Source organism: Pseudoalteromonas luteoviolacea (genome assembly GCF_021654285.1).
Lineage (GTDB): Bacteria > Pseudomonadota > Gammaproteobacteria > Enterobacterales > Alteromonadaceae > Pseudoalteromonas > Pseudoalteromonas luteoviolacea_J.
This window is the reverse complement of sequence record NZ_JAKFZS010000015.1, coordinates 127,520-151,182: the sequence shown is the minus strand read 5'-3', so window position 1 is coordinate 151,182 and position 23,663 is coordinate 127,520. Positions and strand designations below refer to the sequence as shown.

19 protein-coding genes are annotated in these 23,663 nt (G+C 39.7%); 1 reads left to right on the top strand and 18 read right to left on the bottom strand.

Annotated features, from left to right (window positions below; all coding sequences use genetic code 11):
* Window positions 1-200 precede the first annotated feature (200 nt).
* From L1077_RS15645 to L1077_RS15560, 18 genes are all read right to left on the bottom strand, one after another.
* Entirely contained in the window at window positions 201-734 is a 534-nt protein-coding gene (locus L1077_RS15645; protein ID WP_237137801.1) for a hypothetical protein, read from the bottom strand.
* 552 nt (window positions 735-1,286) lie between these two features.
* Window positions 1,287-4,121: a hypothetical protein gene (locus L1077_RS15640; protein ID WP_237137799.1), complete on the bottom strand. Its 2,835-nt coding sequence runs from the start codon at window positions 4,119-4,121 to the stop codon at window positions 1,287-1,289.
* A 112-nt stretch (window positions 4,122-4,233) separates the two neighbouring features.
* The gene (locus tag L1077_RS15635) at window positions 4,234-5,727 is read right to left on the bottom strand and encodes a DNA/RNA non-specific endonuclease (RefSeq protein ID WP_237137797.1); all 1,494 of its coding nucleotides are present in this window, start codon (window positions 5,725-5,727) and stop codon (window positions 4,234-4,236) included.
* A 231-nt stretch (window positions 5,728-5,958) separates the two neighbouring features.
* The gene (locus tag L1077_RS15630) at window positions 5,959-6,342 is read right to left on the bottom strand and encodes a hypothetical protein (RefSeq protein ID WP_237137795.1); all 384 of its coding nucleotides are present in this window, start codon (window positions 6,340-6,342) and stop codon (window positions 5,959-5,961) included.
* 384 nt (window positions 6,343-6,726) lie between these two features.
* On the bottom strand, window positions 6,727-7,338 hold the full coding sequence (locus tag L1077_RS15625) for a hypothetical protein (RefSeq protein WP_237137794.1): 612 nt from the start codon (window positions 7,336-7,338) through the stop codon (window positions 6,727-6,729).
* Window positions 7,339-7,402: 64 nt separating this feature from the next.
* Window positions 7,403-8,104 (bottom strand): hypothetical protein, encoded by a 702-nt coding sequence (locus L1077_RS15620; protein WP_237137791.1) that lies wholly within the window; start codon window positions 8,102-8,104, stop codon window positions 7,403-7,405.
* 142 nt (window positions 8,105-8,246) lie between these two features.
* Window positions 8,247-8,543 carry a hypothetical protein gene (locus L1077_RS15615; protein ID WP_237137790.1) on the bottom strand — a complete coding sequence of 99 codons (297 nt, stop codon included), beginning with the start codon at window positions 8,541-8,543 and terminating at the stop codon, window positions 8,247-8,249.
* 111 nt (window positions 8,544-8,654) lie between these two features.
* Window positions 8,655-10,940, bottom strand: coding sequence for a GNAT family N-acetyltransferase (locus L1077_RS15610; protein ID WP_237137788.1), 2,286 nt, complete (start codon window positions 10,938-10,940; stop codon window positions 8,655-8,657).
* A 12-nt stretch (window positions 10,941-10,952) separates the two neighbouring features.
* Entirely contained in the window at window positions 10,953-11,354 is a 402-nt protein-coding gene (locus tag L1077_RS15605; protein WP_237137785.1) for a hypothetical protein, read from the bottom strand.
* Window positions 11,355-11,373: 19 nt separating this feature from the next.
* The gene (locus L1077_RS15600; protein WP_237137783.1) at window positions 11,374-11,769 is read right to left on the bottom strand and encodes a hypothetical protein; all 396 of its coding nucleotides are present in this window, start codon (window positions 11,767-11,769) and stop codon (window positions 11,374-11,376) included.
* Window positions 11,770-11,836: 67 nt separating this feature from the next.
* Complete coding sequence (locus tag L1077_RS15595) at window positions 11,837-12,262, bottom strand: hypothetical protein (protein WP_237137781.1); 426 nt, start codon at window positions 12,260-12,262, stop codon at window positions 11,837-11,839.
* 118 nt (window positions 12,263-12,380) lie between these two features.
* Entirely contained in the window at window positions 12,381-14,429 is a 2,049-nt protein-coding gene (locus L1077_RS15590) for an Ig-like domain-containing protein (protein WP_237137779.1), read from the bottom strand.
* A 15-nt stretch (window positions 14,430-14,444) separates the two neighbouring features.
* Complete coding sequence (locus L1077_RS15585; protein ID WP_237137777.1) at window positions 14,445-16,505, bottom strand: tail fiber domain-containing protein; 2,061 nt, start codon at window positions 16,503-16,505, stop codon at window positions 14,445-14,447.
* A gap of 97 nt (window positions 16,506-16,602) precedes the next feature.
* Entirely contained in the window at window positions 16,603-17,238 is a 636-nt protein-coding gene (locus L1077_RS15580) for a Pvc16 family protein (protein ID WP_237137775.1), read from the bottom strand.
* Window position 17,239: 1 nt separating this feature from the next.
* Window positions 17,240-19,159, bottom strand: a complete 1,920-nt coding sequence (locus L1077_RS15575; protein WP_237137773.1) for an ATP-binding protein — start codon at window positions 19,157-19,159, stop codon at window positions 17,240-17,242.
* A gap of 268 nt (window positions 19,160-19,427) precedes the next feature.
* Complete coding sequence (locus tag L1077_RS15570) at window positions 19,428-19,940, bottom strand: UpxY family transcription antiterminator (protein WP_237137771.1); 513 nt, start codon at window positions 19,938-19,940, stop codon at window positions 19,428-19,430.
* A 334-nt stretch (window positions 19,941-20,274) separates the two neighbouring features.
* Window positions 20,275-20,856 (bottom strand): RNA polymerase sigma factor, encoded by a 582-nt coding sequence (locus tag L1077_RS15565; RefSeq protein ID WP_237137769.1) that lies wholly within the window; start codon window positions 20,854-20,856, stop codon window positions 20,275-20,277.
* 275 nt (window positions 20,857-21,131) lie between these two features.
* Entirely contained in the window at window positions 21,132-22,373 is a 1,242-nt protein-coding gene (locus tag L1077_RS15560; RefSeq protein WP_237137767.1) for a hypothetical protein, read from the bottom strand.
* A 217-nt stretch (window positions 22,374-22,590) separates the two neighbouring features.
* Here L1077_RS15560 and L1077_RS15555 point away from each other — a divergent pair, with 217 nt between their 5' ends.
* Window positions 22,591-23,661: a DUF3083 family protein gene (locus L1077_RS15555; RefSeq protein ID WP_237137764.1), complete on the top strand. Its 1,071-nt coding sequence runs from the start codon at window positions 22,591-22,593 to the stop codon at window positions 23,659-23,661.
* Window positions 23,662-23,663: the final 2 nt, after the last annotated feature.

Sequence of the window (23,663 nt, the reverse complement as noted above, 5' to 3'; positions counted from 1 at the left end):
ATATTGACCATCACATCCAACGCCCAAGATAAGTCATCCAATTCATATAAAATATAGCTCCAATTCTTTAAGCGCTTCTTTTAGATTTGTTTATATGTAATAAAGATTTGTGTCTGTCCCATAAATTTCTTGTGCCATAAAGATTTGTGTCTGTCCCATAAATTTCTTCTGTCCCATAAATTTATCCCATAAATTTCTTTTTATTCCATTATGCTGTAATCTAGTAAGGACAAATCACCCGATGTGGGCTCACTATAACCAGGCAAAGTCTCCCCGGGAAATAACACATCCCACATAACCCGTTTTACCATCAGTTTAAGCATCTCGATATGGAACTCTTCTTCTGAGTCTATGCTATTTAACTCAATTTCATCTGAGAAAGTCTCTTCCCAAACACTAACAGCACTGGGTTGAAATCCATATTCACAATCTTCTAGTTCTTTATCGCCAAGCAACTCAGAATTAGAGCACATACCATGCCAGTGAGCATCATCAGCATCAAATATATTGATAAGCTCATTTCGTAAATTCTGTTTATCATCTTTATTATCATAGAACTGCTGATACATATCTTGCATTTCTAATATACACAATGACAACTCACCTAAATAGGGTTTTGCGGGGTGTTTTTTATTAAAACTTTCCTCATCACATATTCCTGGCCCCCATTCGCCACGCAACGGCTTTAACAATGAGCGAATGAGCCTGTACCTTTTTGAAAATTGTTCTTGCATTTTATCTGCCAAACCCATAATTTATTTTTTATTTCGCAAAATAATAGCATCTTTTACTGAGTAAAAGGTTAATAAACTCCATTACTGCACACTCAGCACTTTATTAAATAAAGACTCACTTTAAAACCCGTAGAATTGAACAAACCTCAATCAAATAATATTGAATCGATTTTGTATTGTGACCATCAAATATACATAACACGCGTTTTTAAAATCACACATAAATATAAAAAACAAAAAAAGCAGCCACAAGGCTGCTTTTTATTGAGTTTAAGGTCTACAAGTACACGTAAATATTTTTACGCTCGCTTGCTTACAGACCTAAATCTGGGCCATCTCTGACCGAGTGTGTGTGTCGCCAATTAAGCTTTGGCATGAATAAATGTTCCTTTTACATGTTGTATCGATACGAGTAAATCGACGCTGCATCTACTCAAATCTACCTAGCAACATAATGAACTCACTTGCCAATATCTATTACGCCTTATTACATGCGTTGTTAAAAACTTAACAATCATCAAGGCGATTACAGATGACAACTCAGTCTGTTTATCACATCAAAATCAGTCTCTCTTTATCAATACTGTCTAAAAACTCTTTTGCTGCCTCTTTGTTATCCTCATTCTTTGAACGGTTTTGACGATAGTCTGATGCAATTTCTTCAAGTTCCGCCAGTATCACCCTACGGTCCAAAATAGAATTGGTTTTGTGATACTTGTCCAGCTTATCCGCCACTTTGGCTTTACTCTTACTCATTTCAAATATCCAGAAGCTCTTGCGCTGTACCGCTTCACTCCAGACTTTAGAGGTCCAAATATAAGTGCCACTAGTAGGCAACTTATCCCGCCCAGCTTTGGTTTCTCGATAAATTTTAACGAACTTATTTTGCTGCGAAATTTGTTTGAGTAGATTTTTATAACGATCACTCACATCATCTTTTTGTACCGAGCTCAGATGACTATATACCGTTTTACGTGCCACCTCTGGTAATTTTCTTTTCGCTTCATCCTCGGTGTATTCAATATGGGTATGGTCTTTTTCCAGCTGATCTACCCATTTATCAACGGTTAAGGTCTCTTTTGTGACTTGTGCTGGCTCTGGCTTACCCTTGGTAAATTCACCTTTAGAGCGCTCAACAATATAGCCTTTGCCGTTTGGATCTTTTTTGATTGTACCGTTTAACGTGTATTCGCCGAGTGTCCAGTCACCGATGGAAACTGACGCGATTTCTTTCTCAAAAGTCAGCACTTTGGCTTTTATCGACGCGCCAACCTCGGCCTCTAAAGAACCTTTGAGGCTAAAGTCGCCTTTCATTGGCATATCACTGTCAATGGCAAATTGACCAAAGCTGTCGCCGCCTTTGCCTCGTGTATATTTTAAGCGGCCAGTGGTATTAACCTTACCGGCGACCCCTCCTCGGATCTCACCAAACACGCCCGCTTGAACTTTGGCAAGATATGGCACTCCCACAAAAGCCCCAGCTTCAATTCTTGCTTTGGCTTTTGCACTGGCAGAGGCTTCACCAGAGACCGAAAATAACATCTGTGTATCGGTATTATCTTTCTCATCGTTTTTAAGTGTTGCACCAATACCTGCACCAAAGTCGAAGCCACCGGTAATATCAACACCGACGCCTGCAACCCCTGCCCCCACAGGAAAGTCTAGAGAAAATGCAGGGAAACTTATGCCTTTATGCCACTCACCGGAAATACCCCCTTCTCGTTTTTCTCTATCGTAATAGGCTTCAAGCCCCAAAATCCGTGCTCTAAGTAGCTGTAAGCCATTATTTTCATCTTTTTCATAGGTAAATTTACCGCCTGCAAATTTGAGCGAGTTTAAACCTTGGTGAACTTTTAACTGTTTCAGTTCAAACACTTTACTAAAATCAAAGTTACCTGAGAAAAAGTCAGACTCGACAATGGCGGTTTCATTGAGCACTTTTGAATTATCATGCTCTAGGTCCATAAAGGCGTTTTCAGCTTCAATGGCATCTTTTGTGAACTTGGCTTTGGTCATCGCAAGGGTCATTGTGGTGTGTTTACTGATGGGGATCTCGACATCAGCTTGCTCTATTTCACCCCCGAGCTGCTCATCGTGGTACATCACTTTGGCTTGTGTCACGGATGCTTTCACGCCACCTGGTAAACCATAAAGCGACACATCAGTCCCTACTTCAAACTCTGGTGATGCATCTTCTTTTACTTCCACTTCACCACTGGGGTTACTGATTGATAAGAACTTGGGGATCACTTCAAACGTGTCTTTTGAGGAGACTTTAGTCCTTCCCGACTTAAACTTACCAGCAGTATCCATTTTAAGGTCAAACTCACCATCCAGCTTCTTTTTATTCCAAAGAGGCACATGGGCATCACCAGCAAAATGAACTTCTTTTTGCTGTTTGTTGTAATCCAGCGACATCAAGTCCGAATAAACCCGTTTGTTGGCAATATTTAAGCCGACAATGCTCGCTTTAAACCGAGCAAGGCCCGCTTCATTTATAACCAACTCATCCCCTAATACTTGGTGAGCTTCAATATAGCCGCTAAAGCCAACACCTTGCTGGCTTGCGAAAACCGGCGATACCGCCACCTCCCAGCCGCTTCCAAAAGGCAGCTTAATATCAATATCACCGCCAAATTGCTGGCCAAGTAGGTTCACCTTGGCAACCCCAGTACCATGCAGACCCGCCCTTTTGGGTTTACTTGCACCGTCTTCCCAATCCATCAGTTCTGGTTGGTTAATTCCTAATGAGATGAATTTATTATCTACTAGATTAGGTGATGACTCTTGCGCCCCTTGCTGAGCCTGCTGCTGATTAGTTTGCTCGTCTTCATTGCTAGCGTCAGAAACACCTATCAAACGTGCAACCCGGCTATTCAGTTTATCCTGAATATACTTAACCCAATCTTGTAAATTGTCTACTAGTGCCCGTAGCGCACCATGGGCATCACTGCCCTTTTTTAGCCATTGATAAATATATGGCTCATCAATATCTCCCCAAGCCGCAGCTATCCAGCCGCCATTGTAAAATTTATTTGCGACCCAAAGCCAAATTTTGCCGACCGCCCATAAAACCGCAGAGACCACACCAGGCGGGACTTTTGCCAACAGCAATAGCGCTTGCGCTATGGCAGTGACCCACGGGTTCAAAGATTTTAACGAGGTCACCGCATAATTAAATACACTCGAGATAATCAGCTTGGCTGTCGCGTCACCATTAAAGTGATCCCAAACCACTTGAGAGGCATACCGTTTTGCAACGTCAACGCCTGATGACAACAGATCAACACTCACAGAATCAGACTGTAATGCATTACTCACAGATAAAGCTGTTCGCGTGGGGTAATTTTGGAAGGAAGGAGCGTGCTCCTGTTCTTGTTGTTGCATATCAATAATTTCCTATTGTTGCGTGTGTAAATAATAGAAACTTGAAAGAGGTACTGATTAGAAGCACAAGTGCATGAGTGAAGCAGCTATCTAGAATATAAATGGGGAAGGTTTAGCCTTTTAGCGCAGTTTTAAGTGCATCAATGCGAGTCTGATCCCAAGTCCAGAACTTGCTATTTTTTTGTTTGTCAGTCCAATCTTTATAATCTTTATCTCGAATATGCTTATCATCTTTATGAGATAAGCCCAGCGGTTTAGTAAGCCCTTTTTTACTTGTCCATGGTCGCATATAAGCTTTGCTATCAACCGTATTGTCTTTACTTTTAACGGCTTTATTTGCAAACGCTTTTAAAGTCGACACATCCCCCGATGAGGCATGTTTGGTTTTGTATTCAGACGTAATGGTCACTGAGAATGACCCTTCTGGGTGGTAGCTACTGGCCGTATCTGTGCTGGTGTCACTCAGTACTTTTACTGAGCAGAGCAAATTTGCTTTGGGCGCTGCGCCACTCTTATATCCGGGTGCTGTTTCTTTTTGATGAGGTGCGGGAACTGTTGGTACAACCTCCACTTTATATTCGACGATATAACCTGCTTCTACGAGGTTTTTAACATGCGACTCCACCCGAGAATGATGCTCTTTATTGGCAGAACCTGTGATCGGGTATAAATTGAATTTCAGTGCAGACCCCCCTAAATTATCGTTAAGGAGATGGCCACGGATCCACCCTTTTTCATTGGCGTTATTTCCGTTATTGTTGTAAACAAGCACGTTTTTCATCAAATCACTTTGATCGGCATTGACCTCAGCCGACTCACCCCGTGGTGCTAGACGGGATAACCGTGCTTCAACCTTATCCCCCACAATCGTATTGATCGTAACATCTTTGCCAGATGCATCTTTATACTTAAAATCTTTTGCTGCAAAAAACCTGATTTTTGTATCATTTATTGAGTCTGCTCCGGTGGTTTCTCGCACTCTTTCTTCACTGCCACCAGCCGGTATTGCAATATTCCATGCAGGATTAATTGAAAATGTCGCACCTATCACAGATGGATTATATTGATAGGCAAAATTTTGGATTAGATGCGCACCAGGCATCTCAGCTAGAGCAACCTCATTAATCGCACTAAATGCAAAATCCACATTGCGACTTTCAGGAAGGAGCAGTTTGTAAATATGGCTTAGCCTAGCGCCAACAACTTGATAATAATATTGCGCCACTTCTTGAACTTGCTCAGGATCCAATAAGACATCAAAGTAACTACTACCTATCACCTCAATGGCTTCTTCCACTTTCTCAGTAGAGGTTAAATCCGCTGAATACTGATCCAAAATTGGAATGAAGCTGTCATATTCATCCTGAGATATAGACTCCACGTAATCTAGGTCATCAAGTACAATTGTCTCAATATCTTCTTCATCTTGAACACTCATATTGGAACTGGTGCGTGCAATTTCAAAGGCTGGACGACGAATGGGACTGCGCTCCCTATAACGAGGCGACTCCTCATCTGACCGATACCTTTGCTGTCGAAACGCTTTATCTCTTTGCTTCTGTTCTTGCCTATCAACCGAGTATGTAGAGTCCATATTTGACATCATGATGCGTCGCCTTCTTGTGGAGTAAATTAGTGTCTGAATTGTGTTATGCGAAGTGAGTTTGAACAGACCTTCAAATAGAAATGATCAAGGTCTATACAAAAGCTGACTAGATTTGGAGTTTGGACTGTTACGTTTGAATACATACATTTTGCTACAGAGAATATGATGGGCTCTGTAGCAAAATGGGCATGAGGCGCTTGATAATTAAAACTGCCAAAACTTAGTCAATCATTAAGCTTTAGGGTACCAAAGTGTCAATGTCGCAGGGTTGCTTTTTGCATCGGATGCAGCAACACGCGCACTGTTAGCCTGCGCACTTGGTAACGCGTTTAAAAACTTAACAATTTCTTGTGCTAACGTTTCTGAGTCGTGGCTGTTATTTACCGTATGTTGTTCAAACAAATTGAACGAAGTTAAGCAATCTACTTTGCTTACATCTGTCGGGTACATCACAAAAACACTGGCATCTCCAGTATGGTAATCAGAGTAAGCAATTTTACATACTGCTCTTTGTGCGCCGTTCAGCTCCGTGTTTAAAAAAGCCTGTACAGTACCGATGTTGTCTATCTGATGTCCGCTAGTAAATGTTTTAAGTACCCAATTTTCATTAGACATAATATGTGCTCCTTTTGTCTGTTCATATTGCCCAAGTTTAGGGCCCACTCAGTATTGAGTGAGCCTTAAATTTAGCAATAACCAGACAAAAAAGTATTACTCTCTATTACACTCAACCACAATCATATGACTTTAAATAACCCTATGGTTCGGCGTAGGTAGTTAGAGTGAAGTGCAGCCAGTGCTTATATGCTATTTCCTTAAAATCCAAAAAAGAGTGATTAGTCTTGACCGCTTAGCAGTTTATTTTGCTCTAATAGCTATATACGCCCGTGGTCAAAAGTTTTACCCATGTATTTATCCCCTCCGAATAAAAAAGCATGCGACTCTTTAACTGGTCTCTATATGAGTCCCTTTTTATACGCTGTGGTTTAATTAATTCGGTTAGGGTGGGTTATCTCCTTGGATCCCCTTATCTGCTGCTGCGGATATCTCATCCCAACTTGCACCATCTAAGTCACCACTTGTTTCAATTTCACTTCCAGTCCATTTCGCATACCAATAATTTGCATGAGTGGGGTTCTTTTGTAACGTATTAGTGCTTTCTAAATGATTAATTTTCATTGGATCTATTATTGATACCACACTGAACTCAGTGATTGGCTCACCAACAGATAAAAGCCTTTTATCCGTATTATTTCCTTTCAAATCTTTATTACTCATTCCCAAGTAAGTTAATTGCGCATCCGTTGTCAGCTTAGAGTGCTTTTTCCACTCTATTACATGGTTTGCTTGATTATTGTGTAAACTCTCAATTAAATCATTCCTATTAATCTGTATCACACTATTAACCACACTAGGATTATTTTCTCTTTTTGCGCCAATGTATCCAGCACTCCACGCATTTCTTAATACTTCGGCCTTATTCGTAGGAGATTTCTTGATTTGAATCTGGTCATCTTTAAGACCTTTCAAATGCTGGTTATTCATAATATCCCCAACCATTACATCTCTTGGTGAGTTTTCTGAATCATATTTATCTTTAAAAGTCTGCATTATTTCTTTCCAAAAGTTAGTTTTTAAAAATTATTTTTTTTGAAAATACCACTGATTAAGTTCATTATTTAATACTTTGCCTTTGAATTATCGGGGGCTGGGTTACTTTCCACTTGCCACTTTTTTTATCTTTAGCAAGATTGCTGTATTCCAGTCTAAAGGTTTTATAAAAACCCATACCTCCTTCATACATCGAAAACCAAGGCGTTGTATTGTTTTGAAAAGCAGCATTGACCTCGGAGGTAATAATCGTACTGCCATCATTTGCAACCACAGTGGCGACATGAAAGTTTGTAGCATGCTTTTTAATCTTTGCATTTAAGTCACTAACAGGATCTTCAACAGCCCAACCTGAAGTCAAAGCACTGAATGTTGGCTGTGTCTTAGTCCGTGGCGAAATATAATATGTATCACCCACTTGAGGCTTAGTTTTAGCCTGCTTGCTATCTTTTATTACTTTATCTTTCTCTTTTTTAGTGGTTTTTGACCTCAGCAGCCTTGCATATTTACCACAATCTGTTTTGTAAATACCTAGTTGTTTGTTGCCCCCATTGCTTTTCCAATGCTCGCTATAATCAGCATAAGTATTGGTAAAATGGCTAAACATTTTTGCAGGTACTAATGCCGGGCTCGTTGGTTTTGAGTAAAGCAGTAACCGATTTTGACTTGTTAATGCATATTTCCCCGTCTTACTTTTTTTATAAGTGCTCGGCAAGTTTTTAACAGGCTTGCTTTTTTTCGCACCTGTACTTTTCTTAGAAAACATATTTTTCTCCAGTTTAATTTAATTACAACAGAACATGTGATTAACTTTAAAAAGTCACTCACAAATAAAATCAAAATTATAAAAACCGGAAAAGGTGGGAGAGAGTCTTATGGTAATGGCATTATAAATGAAAGTTAATTTTCTAATTCAGATATTTATTCTCTGAATCTGATTTATGTTGCTGTTTAAGGCCACTAAAAATGCTACCACCTTTATTAGTTCCGATTTCATGTAGATGGCGTTCAGTCGCTTTAGATGATTGATAATACACAGCACAACCAGACGGGTTGGACACCCCAAATAACCTCAACTTACTTTTACTATCAACATACTGCCCTGACGTATGATAAGTAGGTTGAGGTAAAATCTGCGTACTTTCATCCTCAGCTAACGACTTTATTAACTGGCCATCGTCATAATTTTTGTAGCTATCTTTCATATAAGATCTCCTTGCATTGATCTTGGTTTAAATCACCTTTAAAAAAGATGAACCTTAGAATAAAATTTATAATTATTATATTTTACTTTATAATTTAAATATTAAAAAATATCACACCCCATTAAAATAAAGCTCATAGAAAACTTCCTTCTCAACACCAATACCTTGAGCATCAGGCAGCTCAATAAACCCCTCTTTTTTTAAAATTTTTCGAGACGGTATATTGTGGCACCAAGCTGAGGTTTTAATATAAGTAATATTAAGCTTATGAGCTATAGAACGAATTTGTTCTATCGCTAAATTAACACCCAGCGTTCCCAAACCTTTATGTTGATAATCTTCACCCACCCAAAATGACAAGTGCGCATATCGATTTTTTGTTTTTTCTGAACTATCAACACGTGACGCGTCATCGATATCATAAAAGTCAAAAACCACCCCACCAACGAGTCCGAATTCACCATGCACCATGGCGAAATGAGCTTTTTGAGCACTATCCCCTTGAGCTTGCCAGGTTGGCCATAACTGTTTTAACTGCTCTAGGCTCTCTAACTTTATGCTTCTTAATCGCTCAGCAATATTCTGATTGCTATATTGAGTATAAAACTCAACTAATTGGTGCTCGCCCAAGGGAAGTAGTTTAAGTGCTCTGTTTTCCAGAACTGTACTTTGATATTCATTGTCATACCAAAGTAACTTCTTACAACGCTGTTGATAATGTAAAAACTCACCTTTTAGCTGTTCAAGTTGTATTTTGTCTTCACTCATGGCTAAGGCTAAATCAATGCTTTGCAGCGCGATGTCAAGCTCACCAGTCATCCATGCTACCAGTGCCAAGTTATGCAAACACACCGTATTTGGTCCATTAACTTCCATACACATCAGCATGCAACTTTTAGCTAAAGGCCAATGGCTTAATTCAACGGCTAACAGGCCAAGTTCAAAGGCAAAAGACTCACTTTCAAGATTAGCAATGTAGTTGTCCCATATCTCAGAGAGAAGTTTGCACCAAGCTAAACGATACTTAACAGGCACACCTTCTTTGCGTAAGCGAGGTAGAAATAATTTAAGTACTTTTACATCGTGATCCATTTGCACAATAAAAGCACGGATTTGAGCATCTGATAAAGCGGCAGTTGCACTCTCTAAGCTTTGCAGTATTTGCGATCTTGCCTTTGGTTGCTCGTTTGCGCAGCTAGTATCAAATGCATGCCTTGCATAATTAAACTGGCTAGAGTCTTTTTCAGACAAAACCATCACACAGCCGGTCTCATCGTTTGATAATCTACCACTTTGCATACTTAAGTCTTCACAAAGCAATTGATTTATACTCATAAAGTCAATGGGTAAAGCCATACCCACCACATTAATACTGTTAGATAACTTTAACCCCTTTTGATCGTTCGTGTGATCGCTGAACAGCCCAAGTATCCCCTTCTTAAACGAAGATTCAATGGCTTTAATCACTTGCGCGGCTTGCACAGGCACCGCAATCACTTCACTGTTTCCTTTTGAGCTTTGATACTCCAGTAACTGCTTTATGCGCTTAGATAATTGCGAACCATAATAGCTGCTTTCATCATCTAAATTCACCTTGCTCCATTGGTAAACGATCTCTATACGCTCATTATCTTGAGTACCCTTGTTTGCCACTTTGCTCTTCATTTGCTGTAAAAATGGCAACTCAAAGCACGTATCTGCCTGATTCATTCTGGTATCAATATTTACCTGACTTTCGTACACGCGTGCTACATCTGCTCTGTAAACCTCATGATAATGAACATGGTAAAGCGATTGCGCGAGCTGAGATAACGTACCATTAGCAATCAAAATAGCTGGATTGCTTGCAAAATCGATATGCGTCCCACAAATAGCCTTTTGGGGCAATGCTGAAATGGATGAGGTGATCCCCCAGTCAATAATCACTGCGCTATCTTGCTCATTAAAGAATTTAAAGTCAGGGTGTTGACTCAAGAGCACTTGTTCTTGCTTACTTTGAGTATGCAGTAATAAGCATAAATGTATGTGCTGTAGACCTTGCTCAGCGCAGCCCTGTTTCAGTTTATGTAGCAATGACAACCCAAACTTATAACTACACGCCCCTACTTGGCACACATAGAGCGGCTTCGATGCATCTACTAATTCATTATCTTCTAAGTCATGTAACCAAGCTAAAATAGACTCTGCGTATACTTTTAGCCAAGCTTGGTTATGCCACTCGTCGACAAATTGTTCAGACAAAGAGATTGGCCATATATCTGCATCAAAGGCCCTGCGAAATTCACCATACTTTTTCGTTTTGTCAATTTGGCATGATTGTGGGGCTGATCTCAAGTTGGCATATTCTAATTGCTCAAATACAGGCTGTTGCGAAGACTCAATACCATGATCTGACATAAATTTTCTTCCTTAACCATTTTCATTTTTGATTTGCTTTATAATGTATTTGACGTGTTTATCTGGAGGAGACAAAAAGGGCCGACCAAACTTTCCATCACATAATTCGTAGTCTTTTGGAAGCTGCTGACCAAACCATAAAAAAATTGCACCAACAGGGACTGAATGACTGGTTGGTTCCACATCTAGTAAATTCGTTTCTGGTGTGTCTGCTGACAACCAAAATGTACCGTCAAGTTTGAGGTTACCTTTAATGATCACATCATTACTAAACTCTAAACCACTCTCGCTCTTTTTGATCCCATCTTCATTTTGCAGTAAACATGCATCCAGCCATTTAGCAAACTGTGACTCTGTCGGCTTTGCACCTCGCCTAAAAAAAGATTTAAGGGTTTTTCTTAATGAGCTTTCCATTGTCAATTCCATCCGGCGATTACACTGATGACATATTGAATGTTTCAACGCTGTCTATGGTGAAAGGTTGCCAAATCTGTTTTTCTGGGCTTTGCTCAATTAGTTTAAAGTATCGAGTCGCCCTTTCATTCACTCCCTTTAAAGCCACAATGTTGCCAAGCTCAATCTCAACAGGGAACCGTTGCCAAAGCCCTGTAGAGCTAATTTGGTACAAACCATTCTCAATTTGTTGCGTTTGCTTGATTAACAATACTAAAGATTGCCAATAACTTGGGGGCATTGGCTGTGACAGGGGAATAGGCTCTTCAAAAACGCTGTCTATCGTACCAATGAAACCGATATACCGCTCAATATATTGCTGATGTTGGTCTATTTTTTTGAGTAAAGCGTTGACATTTAGATATTTAAAAGTCATGTGCATACCTCATTTTGAACCCTTCATTTAAAATAAAAGGCCAAGTGGTCACACTTGGCCAAAGAGATTAAACTGCGACTGACACAGCCCCATCGCTCAAGGCGACTTCACTCCACTGATCGCCCTCCATCAGTTTATAAAAAACGGTAGAGGATGTAGGTGGTGTGCCCAACAACTCAACTAGGTTGCCCAACTCAACATTTGGGTAAGTGATTTTATTAAGCGTGTCGGCAATTCTTTGATAAACCCCATTCTGAGATGGTGCAGATTGCTTAGTAAGTAGAATTTTTTCTCCATCAGCAAGTGCTAAAGTATTAGTGAGAAAGTCATCCGTATTTGCTGCAGGCAGGTTTACATTGGTATCAGTTTTCACTTTATGAACACGGTCAATAATACCCGTGTATCTATAAAGTGACTTTGTCGCTGTCATGTTGACAGCGATCTGCTCAGCATCAATGGCAGCGAGAATGCCAGAGAGAGTTTTTAAAGCCATTATGGCCTCCTTGATAAATGTAGCTTTCAAGTTTGATGTGCTACAGGTTATAAAATTGGTGTTTTAGTACTGGCGACAGCGGTAATGGAGAAAATAACAACAGTACTGTGCAAGATATTTAAAGGTGCTGGGATGATACTTCTGGGATCAGCTCAAACAATCGATAACTGGTAACTTGATAATGTACAAAGGCACTCGTTCCATTATCATTACCGATACTGGTGATCCGGCCGACAATTCCGCCCTCGAACACCACTGTTCCGCCAATAAAATTGGTAATTGCCAAGTCTATTTCGTTATCTGCAAACCAATTTTTACTCGATAAATTATTAAACCCTGGACTACTATTGTGATGGGCATGTGCTGACGTAGAGGACACTGCGGGTTTACCGGTTAGATAATTTTTCTCTTCTTTTCCTTTGGTATATAAGGCTAGCATCCGCCTGCCAGCTGGCGCACCATTTTGTGCTAAAGCTTGCTCCGCTAGAATATTTTGGCTTTCATCAAGCAATTTGGTGTTATTCCAAGCACTGCTTTGTACCAAATTACCTAAGTAGCTGACAGTTGATTGAGAAATTAAAAAACGTTCTTGGCTTTGCGGGTTAAAGACCTTTCTGATGTACCCTAAGTGACTTTGTATGCTACCCGATACCTTTTGCCAGCTTCCGCTTACGTATTCCCAAACAAAATTATTTTGTGCATCATAAATCTTCGATACATCCAGTCCGCCGCGTAAATCAGTGTCTAAGTAGGTTGAATTTGGCTGGGAGTAAGTGATGTAGCCATAAGATTGCTTGCCTTTGAAGCGATGTAAATCTGTGTCGTTATTCAAATCAACGATAATCTCACTGGCGGATTGGAAGTTGCCCGTTTGGTTCCATGGCGTCACGTAAAATTTAAAAATATCATCTTGACGCTGAACTTTTACGCGCACACGTTTGTTGTTCCAACCGCCTCCAGTTCCAATGTTATATTGCCCTAGTAACTTATCGGAACCAGAACCCACACCGGCATAGCCAAAATATACACCACATCCTGTTGAGCTAGGCGCTGTGCCACCCGTATTGAGCACTATCGTTAGGACATAGTTTATGTTCCCTTCCCTAACAAAAGCAGCAACGACCCCTATCGTATCATTGTCACCATGATCTGAACTTAAAGTCGCCTCTAAGGTGTAGTTATCGACTTTCTCCGAGGATACAAACCCATTTGAAGGCGATACATTGAGCGGCATAACGACACTATCTGTAGAAGCGCGATAGAACCAAGCTTTTGCATTGGCGCTATTACGAGCTTCGGCATCTTGCTTGTTTAGGAAATACTCGTTACCGTTAAATCTTGCCCAATTATTGAAGATGTCCTGCATCGTCGGCGGACTATAACTTTGCCGTGCGTCATCTGATTGCTGCTGGGTGCGGTATATGTACGATTCCAGTTCAGGCAAAGGTGTGATGTTTATATAAACCGTACCAGTTTGCTCAACACCGTGACCATTTCTGACGCGATAGTTAAACTGCGCCGGTTGCTCCGCCAGCCCTGTAGATAGAAAAGTAATGGTGTCTCCACTAAGAGATACCGTACCGCCTTGCGCATTGGATACGCCAATTAAGGATAGGCCAGTACCTGAACCATCTTCATCATTAGCAATCAATTGCTGCTTGCTAATAAATACCGACTCCCCTTGTTGTAAGCTCAAAGTATCTGGGTTACATACAATTGGTGGTACAGCAACAACTGACATGGTGACAAAATGTGTTTTACGAACCCCGATACTGTTTTCAACAATAAAGTCAAAACGGGCCGCACTTCCAATACCACTATTTGAGGTAAACTCGATATTGGCTCCGTCAATAATTACCGTACCATATTGAGGGTTTTGTACCGCAATCAGCCGAATAGGATCTTGCCCGTTGCTATATTCATCAAAACTCCCCTCAAGAATATTAGCGATTGGGATAATAGCAGTGCGCTTTGTATAAACCTGAAAGGTTTTATCAACTAGGCGTATCGTTTGAGCTGACTTGCCGTAAAACTCACTGATTGCTAGCGTATCTCCTGGCACCTTGTCGACATGCTCACTGAAATACCCTAACTCATGAGGCTGTGAGTCTCGATATTCATCGCCAATATTTTTGAGTGATATGGGGCCATTCGTTTGTAAAGTCATTCACCTTCACTCCCTTTATTCAGACTCAAGTTTGGCAACTTGATTTTCTAAACTGATCACCTTGTTATTTAGTTCTTTTATACTTTCAACTAATAGACCAACTAAATTGCCATACGCAACAGACTTATAGTCATCTTGGTCGTATACAGCTTCAGGACAGGCTTGCTCTACGTTTTGCGCTATCAACCCGGTATACCTTCTATCGCACTGACCATCAGCACGCTCGAATGTAACACCCTCTAGCTTTCCTACGGCTGCAAGCGCCTCAGTAATCGGTTTAATATTCGACTTTAACCGTGCATCAGAAAAAGCGGTCACATCACCTGTCGCAGTGATTGCTCCTGAAACAGTCATATTGCCGTTAAAGTTAGCTTGGGTAATATCTACCGTGCCTACAAGCTGGGTATTGACGGATTTTAGAAAGCGTTGATCGGCTTCTGTCTTGGTATATCTTGATGCTGAATCTGCTGTACGATCTGATACCTCTTGCTGTAAAGCTGTCTGAAGTGATGCTACCTCTTGTAACCTTGTGCTCGATTCAGTAGCCAGATCAGTTTCTATTTGGGCACTTCGCTGATCATTGCTCAGCACATAGCTTGCAAAGGCCTGATCCGATTCAGTGTCTACTGAGTTGATCAAATCAACAATTTCTTTAAATGAGTCTGCATCTGCATCACTCGCTTCCAAAATGCTATCAATGCGCTCTTTTTGAACGGTAATTTTAGCGTTGTAGTCTGCTTTTAAAGCATCTGAACCAGAAGATTGTTGTGCTTTGAATTGGGCCGCATCGAGCAGCTTATCTGTGACACCCGCTTCAATATCTGCAGGTGTAGCAACATCTACTGAGTGTTGATTATTAATGACCTTGATCCCAGCACCCGCTAATGTAACTTGAGCTGAAGCCTGCCATTGGTTCTCAACATCCCCTTGTAGATTTTCAAACTGAGAGGCTAATACAAAGACTTTATGCTGATGCACAGTACCTGCATTGATCTTTACTGCGGCGCCTGGACTTAACGCAATCTCTGGCGATGGTAAAGACAGTGTTTTGTTTGGTTGAATTTGCCATATGCGATTTTCACTTGGCTCCAGCTGGGCTGTTAACAACACAAGATCGCCCGCTTGCAATGACACACCGTCGAGCGCCAGCAAGGGTGACGCCGTATCAATGTGCGTGTTGACTTCAGCGCAAGTGATAAAATCTTGTATTAAAGTATAGATCCCCAGCGACTCTACTTTTTGATTAAGCCAATACCCATGATCTGCGTTCAAGACTTTTACGCTGCTGCCTGACTCAATATCACTCATTTGCGCAAAATCAATACGCTGTGGCGGCACTTGTCCAAATTGCAGCTGATCAGCATCTAACCCCGTTAATTGCTGCCCATCTCCAATGATCTCTTTGGCTTTAAGGCTAGAATCATTATCTATTTGCGTGAGATCTATTTGCGCAGGCAGGTTGGCATTATTTAAATCCGTGATCGCAGCACCATTACCAACTAAGTAATTGGCCGTCAATTTGCTGTTTTCGACGCTGTCTTGCTGTGTTAAATCAATTTCTGCTGGAAAACGAGCGTTTTGAATGTGCTCTGAGTAGTATTCAGGTACATCAAAATTTTCAACCTTGTGCCAATCTAAATTTTGGTCAGTATCACTTTCCATAACATAGTGATAATAACTTGCACTGTCATCTAGAGAACGATTCGCTTTAATTAGCATGCCTTCAAATTCATTAATCGCCTGCTTAGTCAGCTTGGCGATTGTCTCTCCTTCAACTGTCTCTAGGTCAAAGATGTATACACCATTTTCTGTAATATCTTGCTGCGCATGCAAAATGACTTGCTCACCTGGAACCAGCGAATAATCTGCTAATTTTGATGTTAAATCTGATTCTAAATCGAGATCAGGCTCACTTATTGCGCAATCCACTGTGGCACCAAACAGATGCGCTAATAAGCTAAATGTGGTTGTATTATCCGTTGCTGCATCGATCAGTTTGCGAAATTCGATTTGAGTTGGTATATCGCCATTTTCAAAATATCCGCGCAGTTCAGTATTTAATTCTGAATGTTTCATAGTTAACCTTTGGTGATTAGTCTTAAATTGAGAAATCTTGCTACATCGGGGGAGAGTTGATGTAGCAAGCGAAATTTGGAAGAGTAAAAAAGTGTTTTTAAGCTGATTTGTTATCCATATTAGTTTCGATTTCTTGAATAACTGGCAATACATCAGGGGTAAACACAGGCACAGGCACAGACAACGAAAGTAATAACGTAGGCTTAGGCGTCGAACCTAAAGCTTGCCATACTTGACCACTTACTTTTTCACTGTGTTCATTACCGAACAACTGTGTTCGGATCCCATAAGGCTTGTCTTCTACCTCATACTTGGCCAAGATATCTTCAGGTAAAAAATCATAGGCACCTAAGCCACATAGCAGATAACTAAGCACCATATGTTCAAGCTCTGCACTACCCGACTCTGCCTTGCTCCATACAGTCAGCATATAAGTCAATGAAACAAACCTTGGCTCTTTATGATGAATACGATGGGTCTGAGAAACATTCAAATAACTTCTTGGCGGCTCGCTTTGTCGACGTGTGATATCCTCAGCAACCCCAATCAGGTAGCAGTTAACTGTAGGCTCATCACTGACATGTTTGTCGTAGAAGGTTTTATCTGGCGCAATGAAACTAAGCGCGATTTCACTATCAAGTTCTGCGCCAGTACCATTACTCATCGACAAAATCCGCTCTGTGAGGAATGTTTTTAACGCTTGCTGAGTGTTGTAAATAATGTTTGGATCCATATTAATTTCCTTGCAACCAGGCTTTTATTTCATGCTGTGCCATAAATCCTTCGTGCTGTTTTGAAAGCTCTCTTTTAAGTGCATTTGCGAGCGATTCAGGATCTATATCTTTATGATCTATCATCAAACGTTGTAATAACGCTGACTCCGTAATATTGAGAATTTGTGCAGCCGTTAATTCAAATCTATGTGCCAAACTGGTTATCGAGTTCATTAGATCGTTATTGGCATTTTTTGACAAAGCTTGACGCCATAACAGCTCCCTATGTGCAGGCGTTGGCAATGTAAACTCAATCACGTTATGAAACCTGCGTAAAAATGCATCATCCAGGTTGGATTTAAGGTTGGTGCTTAACAGAAGAAGGCCGCTATAGTGTTCTATTTTTTGTAGTAAATAACTCACACCCGTATTTGCATTTTTGTCCTGACTTGACTCTACAGCACTTCGTTTTGCAAATACTGCATCGGCTTCATCGAACATCAGTACAGCATTGTGTTCTTGGGCCTGATCGAACAGCTTTTCTAAGTGCTTTTCTGTTTCGCCTATCCATTTACTTGCGATATTGGCTAAGTTCACAACATACAAAGGCAACTGAAGGTCTCCGGCAATGGCTTCCGCTGCCATTGATTTACCCGTCCCAGGCTTACCCCAAAAAAGCGCTTTACAACCCGGCATAAAACGAGGTAATTGAGCGTGTAATTCAGCTTTTTTATCTACACGACCGACTAATTCACGAAGTTGTGAAGCGACATGCGGCGATAAGACCATATCCGAAATTTTAAAGCGTGGTTCAGCCAGCTTTGCCAATTCTTCAGGGCCAGTATTAAGCTCACGTAAACACAGTAATTGCAGTGCATCCCAAAAATCAGCGCCACTTTGCTCCTCTTTTTTGGCGGTGTCTGCCAATGCAGACATACGGTGCAACGGTATAGGGTAACGTGCAGTAATGGCGGTTGATCGCACTTCATTTGGTATTGGGGATAACATTTGCCAAGCATCTACAAGGGATGTGGTTGAGGGCTTATTAAGCTTAATTGTCTTGCAATATGCTCGCGCTTCAGCATGTTCGCAAATTAAAGGAGTAAAAAATGATAAATTGGCAACACTCATATCTAGCTTGTTTAAGCTTTCAAAAACCACAGGTGAAACGCAATTCAAATCTGATGCAAATAAGAATATGGGTTTCCCGTTAGCACATAGGATCACATCTACCAACGAACAGACAAGCCCAGCGTAACCCATTTGTTGTAGTCGCTCACTATGAAAAAAACCAAACAACGCGCTTTCATGAACCGCAAGCTGTTCCGTGTACCAGCAAATGAGATCTGTATTGCGTGTATCAAACTGAAAAAATTGCCTGTCAGATAAATCAATATCCAAAACATTCAAACAAGATTCAAAAACAGTGTCTTGTGAAGCACAACTATCTAAAGCAATGGGGTGATCTTCTTTGAGGTTCAAAGAACCTGTCAATAAAAAGTGTAAAAGCCCTGAATGAATAACAACACGTTCAGTTAGCGATTGCGAGGGCCCGCATTGTAGCAACTGCCATTCGAATACCTTCATACGAAGGCCTCCCTTAGATAGCAATGCCCTTTTATTGCCCTGTTTACTTAAATATAATAGCTTATCAAGACTGAGTGTTGGACCATTTTCATACCAGCTCAGCCCGATATAGGGTGTTAAAATATCAGGTTCTAATTCTTGAATATAAACTAAGGCAATCAGCCTCATTTCATATTCTTGAAGACCAAACATGTCTTCCACATATTTGAATTTAGGTACACTTATCAACTGGTTCAGCACACTATCAAGCTTAGATATCAAGTGCTGTATGTGTTCCTCATCTTGTGCCAGCGCAGCCCCTAATTGAAAAAAGACCTGTGAGAGCTGCTTTTCTAAATCTAATTGCGGTTTCATTGGGTTGCCTTCTACCATAAAGCTCTTCCCGCCATTGCTTGCTCATAAACTTGCATACTATTGATATTATTTTCACAGCCTCTGTCACATTTGAGTTCAACACTTAGTGATCGTAAATAAGAGATTTTAACAGCAAGATTGTGATTCAAATTCTCGATCGCTAATATCAAGTAGGCTTTTATAATTGCGTGAACAACGAGTGTTTCAACAAAGTTCAACATGACAGTTAATGCAAAAGAAGAGTTATAAACCCTGTGCTCTCTCATCTTCAGATCTCAACAGCTTGCAACAAATTGGCAGGTACCGAGAGCATAAGGCTTTGATCTAAACCCGCAACTTCAATAACAAATACACTTTCATTGGTACGCTCTACTAAACAGCCCTGGTAACCTTTTAACGCACCTACCGTGATTTCTACTTGACTACCAATAACTAACTTATTAGGGACAGGTTCACATTCAAAGCCCAAAGAAATAACCGCTTTGATTTTTTCAATTTCAGTATTATTTACAATGCTAGCCTTACCATTAAACTTTATAAAATCCACAAACCCACTCAAGCGTTTTATGTGGTGATATTCAAAATCGTCGAGGTAAACAAATACATACGATTTAAATAAAGGGGTGGTTATTAATTTAACACGATCGCTCCACTGTTTTTTTTGTGTCTTCAATGGTAAAAAAACATCACACCCAGAGTTAATACTCGACACTTGTTCTGCAAACTTTTTTTCGGTATTTGGCTTAGTGTAAACAACATACCAGTTTCTTATTGTTGTCATATCAAATCCTAGATACGCTCCGCCACATCCCCCACATAATGGAGCAAGTTTTCAGAGGTTCATTTTAAGTTGAGTAATAAACACTTTTAATATATTTATTACTGTTTAATACCCCTCTGACGACGCCAAAGAAAATTTGTGAATATTTAATACCAGTGATAAAAAAATGGCCTCAATTTGTGAGGCCATTTTAAGGTTGGGCTGATGTTTAAAACCAAGCAAGCTTTAAACGTGCAGCAAAGATATATGTGAATTAGTTTATTGATTTAAAATATCATTTTGATAGAGTTAATGAGAAAGTGTAACTTCTTACCATGACAAGTCTTATAAAACGTTAACAATATCGCTTATATTCATCTTTTAAACTTGTCAACTTCCTTCTCGCTAGCTGTACACGCTTCCTCACATTCTCTAATGATAATTGCAGCCGGCTAGCAATTTCTGGATATTCCATCTCATATATAAATTTATATTGCATGACAAGTCGTAAGTCTTTGGGAAGTGTTGATATTTCTTTTACAAGCTTTGTGTATAAACTGGTATTCCAGTGATCACTTTCAAGAGATGTTGACTGGTTATCTGCAAAAAAGAAATGATCCGGCAATTCTGTTACATGATTTACTATATCTTGATGTTTTGCCTTTGCACGATGCTCATCCATACATAGATTGTGTGCAATGCGACATAGCCAGGCAAATTCATTCTCTATTGTATAACCTGATTGACTGTATGCCCTAAATGCTTTTTCACAAGTTTGTGCAAGTACATCTTCAACTTTATCACTGTCGTTTCTTAACCACCGATGACAACAACTTAATAGTTTTTCTTTGTTTTCTAGCCAAATTGTCCAAAACTCACTATGTCCTTGTAGTTGCTTTTGTTGTGCTGCAACTAACTCCCCTGTATGTAACATCATTTCTCCAATAAAAAAATTTATATCGGAGGAAAGACGCGCGCTTAACATTTATGTGAAAACAAAATTAATACAATATATAAACCATTGTTTATTTAATGTATAACCCTATTCTACAGCCATAAATTATTTACGTTTAGGGATAAAGCACATTTTGGCTAAAACCTGTTTCACCAAGTATGAATAGGTCAGAGAATTTAAAAAGAGTAAATTTAGTGCAATTACTACGTTGGTATACCTTCCTATGGGTAAAAAGGTATACACAATGTTATTAATATCTATTCGTTAATGACTGAAAGCTCATGTTGAATGGCCTTGATAATTTGCTCTATTTTTTCAGTTCTATGAGCAAAAGAAATTCTCAACCGCCCTTTATAAGTACTCACCACTAAGGCTAAACCTGCGGGCGGTAACGGCACGCTAAAATTATAAATATCTATAATTTTCCGTTCGCCAATATAATTTAACTCAAACTCTAATCGCCCTAAATTAGACAAAATAACATTTCCATTTAAAAACATAGACTTATAGGCATTTACCAATAACTTTAATGCAAATTTTGGCATCATATTTATAGAGTATGATTGTATGCGCTGCTCTGCTTGATGTACCTTATACCCTTCAAGTTTCAAATCCTGTAAACGCGCTTGGTACGCCTTAACCCAACAGCTATCGCCTCCGACCTCTGAACCGAACGGCATAATTAAATTGTTATAAGAAGACGCAAGATTTTTTTTTGCTATCCCTCGAATCGAAATAGTTTCAATAATAGTGTACTTTTCACCCTTGTTTAAGGCTTTATTAAGTAAGTAGTTAAGCGCAACATTAACAGATACTTCATGCTGATTAGCCCATTTAATCAAAGACTCAGTAGCCCCAACACCAAAATCAAAATAATCCACACTCCAATTGCCAGAATCTTTAATCATGATTTTAGAACTCGGTTTGAATAGCTCAGACACTAAGCATTTACCTGCTTTTAGCAATGCTTTCCATTCAACTCTATCAAAAATCAGAGGGTCCTCACAAAAGCTATTATCTTCCTCAGGAATACTTTGATTACACAAAATCGAATTTAATTGTTCAAACAGAATGTAACCACTGCGGGCATCAGACGCGGCATGTGATGAAAGAAACAAAATTGCACTAAACTGCTGATACTTAATATAAATAAGCTTCAAGGGAGAAGCTGAAAATGGATCTATTGGATTGTCAATGACATATTGACGCAAAGCTTCATGCCATTGGTCAAATTCGCAATAGCATTGGCTCCAATCTAAATATAACTTTTGAGGGTATATGGATTCGTCATGTTGCCAATAATACTTAAGCCCTTTTCTAACAATACGACTTTGCAAAATTGGATGTGTTAGTGCAATTCTATCAACGCATTTGGCTAATATGTTCATATCTAAGTGACCATCAAGAATGGCTAAATCACATGAATTTGCATTGTTATTGTTTGCTTCACCAAGAGCTAGAAAGTTGAGTGAACGGTCACTCAAAGGCATTAGTTTCATTTTAAAGTTCCCATTAATAATCCAGAAAACTTTAAACGAGAATCATTTCCATGTCTAATGAGTTATCCTAAATAATGAGACAAATACGCAATTTGGATCTTCCCTTGTAATAAATTTCCCACCAATAATTGTGACAACTTTTGTTCCAGCGCAATAAAATCGTCATTTAAATTCAATAATATGAGCTAAAAATCAGGTGTATCGTTAAGGATTAAAAATGGCTTCATTGAATTTACATCGTGTCTACATTCCAACCAACGCTCGCAACAACCACTATATCTTGGCTGAGTTTAAGCCAGATAACTCTTTTTATGAACGCTTTGACAATGTAGAAAGTGCTTATCAACGCCTTGCTAGAAAGCTATTTGCATTGTGTGATGAATATGAATTATATAACGTGCAGCTTATTGTTAACGACAAGCTGCCTGTTGTGAGATATCACGAAGAAGCTTACAGTTTGCAAACAGACAAACAAATCCTATTCTTTTATAACCCGAAGTACCACGAAGCACACAAGGTTTACAGTGATGAAGGTCACAAAGCCAGAAAAATTCGCTTCTTATTTTTAGCGACTGGGGATGAATTAAGAGCTAATGCTGCATCATTCCACAGTAAAGTTAAGCGTGCTCTAGACTCTCTTCAATCTCAATATGAAGAAGAAAATATGCAATTTAAAGTCAGGGATCACCAACACCTGACTTATGATATTTTCTCGAAAATTAAAGGACACAGGGAAACATACGGCTATAAATTGCGTAGCTTATACCCTCGCTATCAAGCTAGAAACTGCTCTTTACCAGAAGCACATAGTGAAATTACCTATGTTACTTTCTCCGTACCAATTACCAGAGCCATTAAGACTGAATTTCAGCATATGCTAAGACCTGGCGACTATGCTAGTTTTTACAGACATATTGAAGATAAGTTACTAACAACATGCGCTCAACTACAGTTGTCACATATTGGTTTTGTAGCAGATGGTAAGTTGCCTATTGTCAGAAATAGCCAAATTGATAAATCAGCACACAATCGAGAGCTCCAGAAGCTGAGCTTCGACACGTCACTAATTGATGGGCAAACCCACACAGTTTGGGATGGTGATCACCTGTGTGATGTTATGCATTTTGTTATCGTAGCTAACGATAGTGATAACAAAGATGCGGGGTATGGAAAGTTCATGAACAATGTTGAAACTATGGTCCGAAGGTTTATGTCTCAACTCCCCATAAACCCAGAGAAACAAGATGTAACCATGCGTTTTTTCCAACACATTAGCTACAGCTATTGATA